9 protein-coding genes and 1 pseudogene are annotated in these 12,316 nt (G+C 62.9%); 7 read left to right on the top strand and 3 right to left on the bottom strand.

Features of this window, described 5'->3' with window-relative positions; translation table 11 throughout:
- Window positions 1-222 precede the first annotated feature (222 nt).
- The 3 genes from KNW02_RS19160 to KNW02_RS19150 form a co-directional block, all read right to left on the bottom strand.
- Complete coding sequence (locus KNW02_RS19160) at window positions 223-846, bottom strand: LamG domain-containing protein (protein WP_216034797.1); 624 nt, start codon at window positions 844-846, stop codon at window positions 223-225.
- Window positions 847-888: 42 nt separating this feature from the next.
- Window positions 889-2,592 (bottom strand): arylsulfatase, encoded by a 1,704-nt coding sequence (locus tag KNW02_RS19155; RefSeq protein ID WP_216034796.1) that lies wholly within the window; start codon window positions 2,590-2,592, stop codon window positions 889-891.
- A gap of 471 nt (window positions 2,593-3,063) precedes the next feature.
- Entirely contained in the window at window positions 3,064-4,044 is a 981-nt protein-coding gene (locus KNW02_RS19150) for a formylglycine-generating enzyme family protein (protein ID WP_216034795.1), read from the bottom strand.
- Between the two features lie 313 nt (window positions 4,045-4,357).
- Here KNW02_RS19150 and KNW02_RS19145 point away from each other — a divergent pair, with 313 nt between their 5' ends.
- From KNW02_RS19145 to KNW02_RS21325, 7 genes and pseudogenes are all read left to right on the top strand, one after another.
- Window positions 4,358-5,239, top strand: a complete 882-nt coding sequence (locus KNW02_RS19145; RefSeq protein WP_216034794.1) for a transketolase — start codon at window positions 4,358-4,360, stop codon at window positions 5,237-5,239.
- Between the two features lies 1 nt (window position 5,240).
- Window positions 5,241-6,224: a transketolase family protein gene (locus tag KNW02_RS19140; protein WP_252734121.1), complete on the top strand. Its 984-nt coding sequence runs from the start codon at window positions 5,241-5,243 to the stop codon at window positions 6,222-6,224.
- A gap of 94 nt (window positions 6,225-6,318) precedes the next feature.
- Window positions 6,319-7,758 (top strand): coniferyl aldehyde dehydrogenase, encoded by a 1,440-nt coding sequence (locus tag KNW02_RS19135; RefSeq protein WP_216034793.1) that lies wholly within the window; start codon window positions 6,319-6,321, stop codon window positions 7,756-7,758.
- Between the two features lie 74 nt (window positions 7,759-7,832).
- On the top strand, window positions 7,833-10,244 hold the full coding sequence (locus KNW02_RS19130; RefSeq protein WP_252734119.1) for a membrane-bound PQQ-dependent dehydrogenase, glucose/quinate/shikimate family: 2,412 nt from the start codon (window positions 7,833-7,835) through the stop codon (window positions 10,242-10,244).
- A 69-nt stretch (window positions 10,245-10,313) separates the two neighbouring features.
- Window positions 10,314-10,721: a GFA family protein gene (locus tag KNW02_RS19125; RefSeq protein ID WP_216034792.1), complete on the top strand. Its 408-nt coding sequence runs from the start codon at window positions 10,314-10,316 to the stop codon at window positions 10,719-10,721.
- Window positions 10,722-10,848: 127 nt separating this feature from the next.
- Window positions 10,849-11,850, top strand: coding sequence for an AraC family transcriptional regulator (locus tag KNW02_RS19120; RefSeq protein WP_216034791.1), 1,002 nt, complete (start codon window positions 10,849-10,851; stop codon window positions 11,848-11,850).
- Window positions 11,851-12,146: 296 nt separating this feature from the next.
- Window positions 12,147-12,316, top strand: a pseudogene (locus KNW02_RS21325) (transposase); the annotation flags it as partial.

Genomic DNA, 12,316 nt, shown 5'->3' with positions numbered 1-12,316 from the left:
CGCTTCGTTGTAGGATTTCCAGTTCGTCGTGCGGTAACGGGCGGGCTCGGGCTTGCTCATGTCGAGATTCTTAACCTACCGGATTCGCAGTGTGAATCCTTCCAGCGCCGAGTTCTGCAACAACGCCGTTGGTAATTTGGGAAGCCTAAATGCAGACGCCGTCTAGTGGAATGGCCCGCACATTGATGCGGGCCAAAGTCGATTGAGCATGTTGGCGTTGCGCTACTGCAGGTCCACCTGTACCTGCTTGATCACCCCGGTAAAAGCGAAGGGCGCCGCCTTTTCGTAAACGTGGGACACGCTCGCGCCGAGATCCATGCCTATATCCATGGTTTCGGTTGCGGAGAACCGGAACGGAGCGACCCTGGCGATTTCACCGCTGGCGACTTCCGTGCCATCTACCTGCAGAGTTACGATGCCGCCTGTGACCTCTTTCATCGGTTCAAAGGGCTTCTGTTCATAGACCATGGTGACGGTATGAGGACCGGGCTCCAGCGCAGTTCCGCCAGTCACGCGATAACGCTCCTTTCCAAAGAAGTTATATTCATAGACCGGAACGCCGTTTTCCAGGTAGAGCGTATAGCCCGCAGCCGAGCCGCCATTGGCGATCAGAACGCCACTGGCGCCGCCCTCGGGCACCTCAATTTCAGCCGTGATGGTATGCGAGCGCTGATAGACGGGAGCGGCGCTGCCTTCCGGAACCCGAACCGTGCCCGGCGCATAGGTAAAGCTGGTCCGCCCTCTGGTCACCGAAGGCCGTTCCGGGTTGGAGCTGCGCTCGGCGAAGCGATCGTCAAGCGGATAGACTTGGTATTTCCTGGCCTCCTCATCGAAAAGTGCCTGCAACTCAGCCAGCTTTTCCGGGTTTTCCGCGGCGAGATCATGCGCCTAGGAGAAGTCATCCTCGATATTGTAGAGTTCCCAGACATTGTTGTCGAAACCGACCGAGCCGGTCAGTACCCAGGGGGCGCCGTGGAAAGAGGCCGCGACCCATCCGTCATGATACAGCGCACGGTGGCCGCCGGTCTCGAAATACTGAGTCCGGCGGGTTCCGGGCGCATCGGCGTCGTCGAAGCTGTATTGCATGCTGACGCCGGCCATCGGCGTTTGCTCGGTGCCGTTCACGACATCGGGTTCGGGTACGCCGACTGCCTCCAGGATCGTCGGTGCGATATCCACCACATGGTGAAACTGCGTCCGGATCCCGCCCTGGTCGGCGATGCCTGACGGCCAGCTGACGATCATGCCATTGCGGGTGCCGCCCAAATGCGAGGGCACGCGCTTCATCCACTGGAAGGGCGAGGAGCCGGCCCAGGCCCAGCCGACAGGATAATGGTTCTCATGGGCCGGACCGCCGATTTCATCGATTTCAGGCAGTTGGGCCTCGACAGTGTCGGGGACGCCGCTCTGGGTCATCATGTTGTTCAATGTGCCGGTGACGCTGCCCTCGGCGCTGGCTCCGTTGTCGCCGGCGATCAGGATGATCATCGTGTTGTCGCCCTCGGGCATGGACTGGATCTGGTCGATCAGTCGCCCGATTTCATGATCGGTCTGCGCGAGGAAGCCTGCGAAGACTTCCTGATGCCGCGCAAAGAGCCGCTTTGAGTCCGCGTCCAATGTATCCCAGGCTTCGATTTCCGCAGGACGCGGCGTCAGGTCGGTGTTCTCGGGCACGATGCCGAGCTTCTTCTGGCGCGCAATGGTCTCCTCGCGCACGACATCCCAGCCCTGATCGAACTGGCCCGAGAATTTCTCGATCCACTCCTCGCTTACATGCAGGGGGGCATGAACGGCACCCGGTGCAAAATAGACGAAGAAGGGCTTGTCCGGGGCAATGGAACTCTGTCGGTCGATCCAGGATATCGCGTCGTCAACCAGATCGACATTCAGGTTGTAGCCTTCCTCCGGGCGCCGGTCGGGCTCTACTGGCGTGGTGTTGCGGAACAGCTGTGGCTCCCACTGGCTGGTTTCGCCGCCCTGAAAGCCGTACCAGTATTCAAAGCCAAGCCCCGTGGGCCAGTGGTCGAAAGGCCCTATCGGCGACGTTTCCCAGTCAGGCGTATTGTGCCATTTGCCGAAGGCGGCGGTGGAATAGCCATTGTCCTTCAGGATCTCGGCGACCGTTCCCGATGAGCGCGGCCAGATGCTATTGTAGCCGGGATAGCCTGTAGAGAGTTCGGTAATGGTGCCAAAACCGCTTTGATGATGGTTGCGTCCGGTCAGCAAGGCTGCGCGTGTGGGCGAGCAGATTGCCGTGGTGTGGAAACGGGTGAATCGTAGTCCTTCCGCGGCCAAGGCATCCATCGCGGGTGTGGGAACCGGCCCGCCAAAAGTTCCAGGTTGCCCAAAGCCCAGATCATCGATCAGGATGATGACAACGTTGGGGGCGTCTTCCGGAGGGATTACCGGCTGCGGGTAGTCCTGCTGCGATCCCTCGAATGTCTTCTTGATCACGCCCTCGAACGGAGCCGGGGGCAAGGGCAGAACCGATCCATTGCGAGGCACTTCCTGAGCATATGCCATATTCGACGTCGCAAGCAGCAAGGCGACGGTGCCTCCTTGCGCCATGCGGGTGATTTGGTGTGGCATCATCTCTGGCTCCTTCTGTTTACGAGGGATCAATGTGGAAGAGTGGGTTTATGTCGCAGATGCGCAGGTTTATTTGTTTGTTCATGCGGCGGGTTTCTCGAAAGCTGCAGGGCTCTTCCCGGCGATGAGTGAATACCTCTCGCAGAGATTGTAGAATTCGTTGACATATTCAAACAAGACCAATTCTGCCCACCACCTGGTTTCCCGCGCCGCCGCCAGATTCATCCCCCCTGATCAGCCCGACTTGTGGCCAGTTCGTCATCGATCATGTTGGTGGTGAACCGGGTGAAGGCCGCGCAGCAGCACGTTATTGCGCCCGCGTAGGGTGGCAATGTCCTGACCTTCGGACAACTCGGGCGGTGATGTCATGGGATCTTGACCAGCAGGCATTTCATCGCCGCCGCTGCGCCGTCAAACGAGGTCGGGTTCACCGTGGCGCCAAAGCCGGCGACCAGCGATGCCGTCGCCATTTTTCTAACCCGAGGCGGCGACGCGGAACCCGATGTTCCCGGTCGAACTGTCGGGTTCGTTCTGCGTGCGGGAGTGCACGTGATATCTGTCGCAATAGCTGTCATGGCACAGGTAGGAGCCGCCTCGCTGCACACGGGCGACACCCGTCCGGGCGCCGGTCGGGTTCACCGCGGGCAAGCGACCGGCAGGGGGCAGGGGGCCAAACCAGTCCTGAACCCATTCCCAGACGTTGCCTGTCATGTTGTATAGCCCGTACCCGTTTGGCGCATAGGCATGTACCGGCGCGGTGCCATGGTAGCCGTCCTCGGCCGTATTGGTCCTCGGAAACTCGCCCTGGAAGGTGTTCATGGCGAAGGCGCCGTCTGGCCGCATCGTGTTACCCCACGGAAACTTCGCGGCCTTCAGGCCGCCGCGCGCTGCCCGTTCCCACTCTGCTTCCGTCGGAAGGCGCAACCCCGACCAGACGCAGTATGCCAGCGCGTCGTACCAACTGACATGGACGACGGGAAAATCAGGACGGTCCTCGACCGTGCTTCCGGGGCCATCGGGAGAGCCCCAGAAGGCGCCATGGACCTGACGCCACCAAGGCAGTCCGGGCGGAGACACCGGAAAGGCGGCTGGATCGTCGAGCAGCAGGTGAAAGACATAGCTCCATCCTTCGCGCTCGGCCACGGTCCGGTAACCGGTCTCCGCAATGAACCGCGCGTAATCGGTGTTGGTGACAGTATAGGGCGCCATCAGAAAATCGTCGACACGAACCTTCCGGCGCGGACTGTCCATATCGGCGGGAAAAGTAGACTTGCGCGCGCCCATCTCGAATATGCCACCGGGCACTAGCCGTAATCCGACCCGAAGCTCGGCGCGGACAGTATCCGGAGCGGGCGCCACCGCCATGGCCACTGCCAAATGATCGCTGCCCTGCAGCGGATTATAGGGGTCGCAGCCTTCGCCGAGGTGGCAGCAGGAGGAGAGGTCATCTGTCATGGTTGCGATCCCGCTGCCAGTGTCGACATGGTTGGTCGTCCCGTCGCCACATCAGAATAAACGCAGGGTCGGTATGTGCAAGGTGCTGCTCATGACTTGCCGCGCAAAAACTCCGCACTTTGAGGCGGTCCGGGTTCCAATGGTGAATCCTCGCAGCCCGGGTTCTGCAACAACGGCTCCTGGATCAATTCTTTGTCGCCAGGGATCAAGTTTCACTATCGCGATCCGGCCATCTTCAGCTTCGCGAAATGAGGAGATGTCGCCGGGCGCCGATATGGGCTTCGGGACGCAAGCGCAACATTCAGGAGGGAACATGGCGCACGCTCAGACGAAACAGCCTGGTCGAAACGATCTGCGGCCGACAGCAGACGAGATCGCGCTGATGCGCGAAAAGGCGCGAATGGTGCGGCTGGAGACGATCCGGCTGATCCTGTTGCCCAAGATCGGGCATTTCAGCTCGGTCTTTTCCTGCGCCGAGATTTTCTCGTCGCTCTATTACGGGGTCATGTCGCTGAAAAAGGGCGACCCGAAATGGCCCGACCGTGACCGCTTCACCTATGGCAAGGGTCATGCCGCCATCGGCCATTTCCCGATCCTGACCGATCTGGGCTTTCTGCCGAAAGAGGTTCTGGACGGCTATTGCAGCCTCGGCAATCCGCTGGGCGATCACCCCGACATGACCAAGGTGCCGGGGATCGACTTTTCCTCGGGTTCCATCGGGCATGCGCTGTCGAACGGTCTGGGCATGGCCATGGGCGGCCGGATGCAGGGCCGGGACTTCACCGTCTTTACCATGATGGGCGACGGCGAGCAGCAGGAAGGGCAGGTCTGGGAGGCCGCGACCGCAGCGGTCGCAAACAAGGTCAACAACCTGATCGCCATCGTCGACCAGAACGGCTATCAACTTGACGGCGCGGTCAAGGACATCGTCGATACCGGCGATCTGGCTGCGAAATGGCGCGCCTTCGGCTGGGAAACCCACGAGGTCGACGGCCACAATCTTGACGAACTGACCACGGTCCTGCGCCACCTGAAGGCCGACAAGACCCGCCCCGGCCCGGCCTGCGTCATTGCCCGCACGATCAAGGGCAAGGGGATCGACCTGATGGAAAACCAGACCGGTTGGCACCTTGGCTATCTGACGCCCGAGGATTCCGAAATCGCCGCCCAGGAAATCATGAGCAAGGAGATCTGAGATGACCAAGCTTGAAAAGCTCTCGCCCGGCTCGTGGCATTACCTGATGATGGCCGAGGTCTTCCCGGACCTGCTGCGCCCGTCGGACGCGCTGATCGACCTGACGGCGGAGGGCGAGGAAATCGTGCTGCTGTCGCCCGATCTGGTGAATTCCGGCGGCCTGTCGAAATTCGCCGAGAAGCACCCCGACCGGGTGATCAATACCGGCCTGTCCGAACAGAATACCGTGTCAATGGCGGCCGGTCTGGCAACCACCGGCATGGTGCCCTGGGTCTCGGGCATGGCGTCCTTCCTGGCGCTTCTGTGCAATGAACAGATCCGCATGGATGTGGCCTATTGCCAGCAGCCGGTGCGGATCATCGGCCACCATACCGGCCTGTCCTTCGGCTTCTACGGCTCGTCCCATCACGCGACCGAGGATATCGGCGCGCTGCGTTCGATCGCGAACATGACGATCATCTCGCCCGCCGACGGCAACCAGCAATATGCGGCGATGATGGCGTCCAGGGATTACGACGGCCCGCTCTATTACCGCACCGGCCGCGGCCGCGATCCCGAGGTCTATGCCGAGGGTGCGCCGTTCGTGATCGGCAAGGCCATCGAGCATATGCGCGGCACCGACGTGACCGTCATCGCCTGCGGGATGCCGCTGCATCCGTCGATCCAGGCGGCGACAAAGCTGAATGCCGAAGGGTATTCGGTCGGCGTGATCGACATGCATACGATCAAGCCGCTGGATGTCGACGCCGTTCTGGAGGCCGCGTCGCATTCCAAGGTCATCCTGACCGTCGAAGAGCACAACGTCCTTGGTGGTCTGGGTGCGGCGGTGGCCGAGGTTCTGGCCGAAAACGGCAGCCCGGCCCGTCTGGTGCGCCATGGGATCAAGGATGAATATTCGCTGATCGGCCCGCCGACGCATCTCTATCAGCACTACAAGCTGGACGAGGACGGCATCGAAAGCGTCATCCGCGACCAGCTTGCGTGACGCCCGCAATCCGGTGAACCAGGCAGCCGCATCATCCGGTGCGGCTGCCTGACCTTTTCGGTATTTTCCCGCCTGACATCGAGAGGCCCCTGGTATGAACGACATGCGTGAAACCGGCATCTCCGCCCGTGACACCGGCATGCTGCTGCGGCAGCGATTTGACCGTATGCACACGCTGACGCGGACGGGTGTGGCCCCGACCCTGGCCGAGCGCCGGGACCGGCTGGACCGCCTGCGGCAGATGCTGATCGCCAATGAAGACGCCTTCATTGCGGCGATCTCGGATGATTTCTGCCACCGCTCGCCACATGAGAGCCGACTTCTCGATATCGTCCTGACCCTGAATGCCCTGCGCAATGCGCGGCGGAACCTGCGCCGCTGGATGCGGGACGACCGCCGGCATGTGGACCTTGCCTTCCAGCCGGCGAGAGCCCGGGTGCGCTATGAGCCGCTGGGGGTGATCGGGATCATCTCGCCCTGGAACTATCCGCTGTTCCTCGCGCTCGGACCGCTGGTCGATGCGCTGGCGGCGGGCAACCGGGCGATGATCAAGCCTTCGGAACTGACCCCGCGCACCTCGGCCCTGCTGGCAGAGAAGATCGCCGCGAGTTTTGACGAAACCGAAGTCACCGTGATCACCGGCGATGCCCTGGTGGCGGCGGCGTTCTCGCGGCTGCCCTTCGATCATCTGGTGTTTACCGGCTCGACCGCGGTCGGGCGCAAGGTGGCCGAGGCGGCCGCCCCGAACCTGACCCCGGTCACGCTGGAGCTGGGTGGCAAGTCGCCGGTGATCCTGTGTGACGACTATCCTTTGCAGGACGCGGCGCGCAGCATTTCCTTTGGCAAGTATCTGAATGCCGGGCAGACCTGCATTGCGCCGGATTACGCGCTGGTGCCTCGGGCCAAGGTTCGGGACTTCGGCGAAGCGGTGATCGCCGAGGCGCGCAGGAAATATCCCAGCCTCGCGAAGAACCCTGACTATACCTCGATCATCTCGCCGCGCCACCGCGCCCGCCTGACCGGCGCCATCGACGAGGCCCGCGCCGGCGGTGCCACGGTTCTGAGCCTCGAGGATGACGGCACCGTGGAATTCCGCAAGATCCCGCCCACCGTCGTCATCGACGCACCGGCCGACAGCCTGCTGCTGAACGAGGAAATCTTCGGCCCGATCCTGCCGATTATCGGCTATGATACACTGGACGAAGTGGCGCAATACATCAATTCGCGTGACCGTCCGCTGGCGCTTTATGCCTTTGGCAAGGACCGTCGGCGGTTGAAAGGCATTCTGGACCGGTCGATCTCGGGCGGCGTGACGCTGAACGGCACCATGCTGCACGCCGCGCAGGAGGGCATGGCATTCGGCGGTGTGGGCGCGAGCGGCATGGGCGGCTATCACGGCCATGACGGCTTCAAGCGTTTGAGCCACGCCCGCTCGGTCCACAGAATAGGTTTCATCAACGTGTTCGAGAAGCTTGGGCCGCCCTGGGGGGCGCTGGCCGGGCGCATATCGAGATTCCTGGCCGGGCGGTGCTAGGCGCGGCGATTTGTCCGAAACCCGGCCCGGCCGGCGTTCCATGACGTAACAAGGATCTGCAACGGAGAAACGCGATGAACGAGCGAGAAACGACGGGGCGGAGCCATCCTCTGCTGCGGCTGTTCGGAATACTGCTGGGAATCATCGGACTCGTCCTGACGGGCGGCGGTCTGTATCTGATCACCCTCGGCGGGTCGTGGTATTATGGGGTTGCGGGACTGCTGATCCTGCTGGCCGCCATCCGCACCTTCCGGGGCGAGGCAGCCGGGCTTTACCTCTATCTCGCAGTGTTTCTGGGCACTGTGGTCTGGGCGTTGTGGGAGGTGGGCTTCAGCTTCTGGCCGCTGGTTCCCCGGTTGGTCGCTCCGATCTTTCTGGCCGCCGCTGCGCTGCTGCTGTTGCCGCTGGTCAGCCCGGCCCGCGGCAGGCCGGCTCTGACCCGGCCCTTTGTCCTTGGCGGTGTGGTCATGGCGGCCGGTTTCGCGGGGTTCATGGCGCTGATGTTCCTGCCGCATGGGGTGATCCGCAACGAGGTGGCCATCACTCCGGGCACGGTCTCGGCCGCCACGCAGGCGGCGGGCGGCGACTGGACCGCCTGGGGCCGGACCAACGAGGGTCTGCGCCATGCGACGGTCGACCAGATCACGCCCGAAAATGTCGGGCAACTGGAAGTCGCCTGGATCGCGCGCACCGGCTTTGTCGCCGATCAGTCGCAGCAACTGCAGGATCAGAACACGCCCCTGGCGATTGACGGCATGCTGTATCAATGCGCCGCCGGCTCACAGGTGACGGCGCTGGATGGCGCGACCGGCGAAGTCAAATGGCAGTTCGATCCCAAGGGTGCCTCGCCCTACTGGAAGCGTTGCCGCACCGTGGCCTATTTCGATCCCGGCCCCGGCGATCAATGTGGCCCGCGCGTGGTGATGACGACGACCGACATGCGGCTGATCTCGCTCAGGGCATCCGATGGCAAGCCCTGTGAAAGCTTCGGCAGCCAGGGCACCGTCGATCTGTCGGCCAATATGGGCCAGCTGGTCCCTGCCGATCCGCCCGATCCGAACGCGACCGTCCCGGCCGTTCCGGGCTTTCTGGCGCAAACCACCGGACCCTTCGTCGGCGGCGGCAAGATCGTCCTTGGCGGCTGGGTGGCCGATAATGTCAGCACGGGCGAGCCGTCGGGCACCATCCGGGCCTTTGATGCCATGACCGGAGCGCAGGTCTGGGCCTGGGATCTGGGCAATCCGGCGATCACCAACCTGCCGCCCGAAGGCGAAACCTATACCAAGGGCACCCCCAACGCCTGGAGCGGCTTTGCCATCGACGAGGCGCTTGGCATGGTCTACCTGCCGCTTGGCAATGCCACGCCCGACTATTACGGCGGCCAGCGGCGCGATTTCGACGATGAATATAACGCCTCGGTTGTCGCATTGAATCTGGAGACCGGTCGTGAAGTCTGGCACTTCCGCACGGCCAATCACGACATCTGGGATTATGACCTGCCCTCGCAGCCGGCGCTTGCCGATCTGCCGGATGGCAAGGGCGGCACGGTCCCGGCACTGATCCAGACGACCAAGCGCGGCCAGATCTTCGTGCTGGACCGCCGGACCGGCGAGCCGATCAGGCAGGTCGAGGAAAAGCCCGCCCCGCAAGGCGACGGCTCGGTCGAGGGAGAGTACTACGCGCCGACGCAACCCTATTCGACCGCCATGGCGGCCATCGGCGGCGACGCCCTGACCGAGGCGCGCATGTGGGGGGCGACCCCCATCGACCAGATGCTGTGCCGGATCGCGTTCAAGCGCGCCAACTATCAGGGCGATTTCACGCCGCAATCGACCCGCGACACCATTATCTATCCGGGCAATAATGGCGGCATGAACTGGGGCAGCACCAGTTTTGACGAAAGTCGCAATATCATGGTCGTCGCCGACATGCGGATGCCGGTCGTGACCAGGCTGATGCCGCGCGGGACGTTCCGCGAGGAAAATCCGGGCTTTCTGGGCGATGCCCATGGTGCACTGTCGGCACAATTCGGCCTGCCCTATGCCCATAAGCTCGTCAACTTCATGTCGCCCGCGGGCATTCCCTGCCTTGAGCCGCCCTGGGGCACGATCTCGGGCGTGGATGTCGCCAGCGGCAAGCTGGTCTGGCAGCAGCCCGCCGGCACCGGTCGCGATGTGACCTTTCCGGGCCTCGGCCTGCAGAACCCGCTGGCCTTCCATGTCGGGATGCCTGCACTGGGCGGTGCCTTCACCACCAGCACCGGGTTGGCCTTCCACTCGGGCACGCAGGACTACTATCTGCGCGCCTATGACACCGAAACCGGCGAAGTCCTGTGGAAAGGTCGCCTGCCATCGGGTTCGCAATCCACGCCGATGACCTATCTCGGCAAGGACGGGCGTCAGTATATCGTCCTGACCGCCGGCGGCGCGCGTTACAACCCGAATGACTGGGCGGATTACGTCATCGCCTTCGCGCTGCCCGAATAACCCGACGACCCCGGGCCTGCGCGGCACGTCCCGCGCAGGCCCCTTACCTCAATTCGGAAATGACGGAACATGGCTAGAATCGAAGGCGGCTGCGCTTGCGGCAGGATCCGGTACTTCAGCGCGGCGGATCCGGTCATGGTGGTGAACTGCCATTGCGAGGATTGCCGGAAAACCTCGGGCGGGGCGTTCAGCTTCAACCTTGTCATGCCGGCGGGCACGGTGACCGTGACCGGCACAGATGCCACCTATCCGGACGGAAACGGCGCCAGCGGAAAACCTTTCAGCCGGCATTTCTGCCCCTCCTGCGGCACGCATTTCCGGTCTGAAGGCGAGGGCCATGAAGGGATCGAGATGATCAAGGCCGGCACGCTCGACCACCCCGAAGGCTTCGCCCCCATGGCCCATATCTGGGTCGAGCAGAAGCTGCCCTGGGTCGCGATCCCCGAGGGCGCGCCACAATTTCCGCGCCAGCCCTGACTGCCGCACCGCCCCGGCGTCCCACCCGCCCCCAGCAATTCACCGGATGACAAGACGATTCGGATGACTTGCTGCGAGTTGGCGCATAACCTGTCGCCCTCTGTTTCTGTCTCCGGGGAGGAGGAGGGTGGAGCGTTACTATCATCGGGCCAGTTCCCTCATCGACTTGCAGCATCTCGCGAAAGCCAAAGGGGCCGATCTCGGAGCCGCGATGCGTGCCGTCGGCCTGAGCAAGGCGCTGCTGAACCGGCCCGACGAGCGGATCGATTTCGTCAGGCTCTGCGCACTTCTCGATCATTGTGCCCTGGCCTGGGCGATGCCGGATCTGGCGCTTCGGCTGGCGGGCTATCAGCATCTCGACATTCTGGGGCCGGTCGGGCTCGTGACACGGATGGCGCGGGACGTGCGCAGCGCCCTGACGGCGATCGTCGACAATCTGGACATCAACAGCAATGCCGTCGTCGCGCACCTGGCCGAGGAAGACGGCGTGGCGACGATCATGATCGACACACTTGTCCAACCGACGGGCGCGCAGCATTTCATCCTTCTCTCGCTCGGCCTGGCCCGGAACGTCATCGAGGCTGTCTGCCGCGCGCCGCTGGATCTGATCGAGGTCAGCCTTCGTCAGGATGCAGGCGATCTTCGCGCGGCTGCCGAGAGGTGGTTCCACTGCCCGGTTCGTTTCCGTGCCGAACAGAACGCCTTTCATTTCGACGCTGCCCTTCTCGACCGTCCGATCGAACGCCGCGACGAAGTCTATCGCGCCATTGTCGAGCGTTACTTCGAGTCAATTCGGCTGGAAACACCGGAGACCATCGTCGAGACCGCGCGTCAGGAGATCGCGCGACAGATGGAGTTCGGGGGCTGCACGCTGGAAAGCCTTGCCCTGCGCCTGCGGATCGAACCCCGCAGCCTGCAACGACGACTGCAGGAGGAGGCGACATCGTTTCGGGGACTTGTAGATGACTGGCGCCGGGAGAGGGCGCTGTCGCTGGTGACCCAGACCCGGCTGCCGCTGTCACAGGTCACGCTGGCGCTCGGCTTTTCGGATCCGAGCGCATTCACCCGCGCGTTTCAGCGCTGGTATGGCAAAGCGCCGCTTGCCTTCAGGCAGAGCGGCGGGTCCTGACAGGCCGCTGAAATAGTCGCTGACCGGGAACTGTTTCCTTGCTTCCGGCCATGTCGATTCAGAGAGCGCTGCTTGCCGACTAACGGCACGGGCATCTGGCGCTGCTTTTCTACCTTGCGCGGGCAGTCGTCTGGGCGGTCTGACTGAACCGCCCCGGGTTTACCGGAGAGTAGAACACTCAAAGGATGAGCCCTATGACGAAGCAGAGATTCACCCCCGCTTACCCTGCCGAACTTCGCGAGCGCGGCGTTCGGTTGTTTCGAGAGCACCGCGCTGATTATGCCAGCGATACGGCTGCGTATAAGGCAATTGCGCCGAAGCTTGGCTGTTCACCGGACAGTCTTCGCGTCTGGTGCCAGCAGGCCGAACGCGATGCCGGTCAACGCGCCGGGCTGACAAGCGCAGAGAAGGATCGGATCAAGGATCTGGAGCGCGAGGTCCGTGAACTTCGCACGGCCAACGAGAT

The sequence above is a fragment of the Paracoccus marinaquae genome (assembly GCF_018860165.1).
GTDB classification, from domain to species: domain Bacteria; phylum Pseudomonadota; class Alphaproteobacteria; order Rhodobacterales; family Rhodobacteraceae; genus Paracoccus; species Paracoccus marinaquae.
Note: the sequence above shows the minus strand (reverse complement) of the source record. Positions and strands in the feature narration are given on the sequence as shown.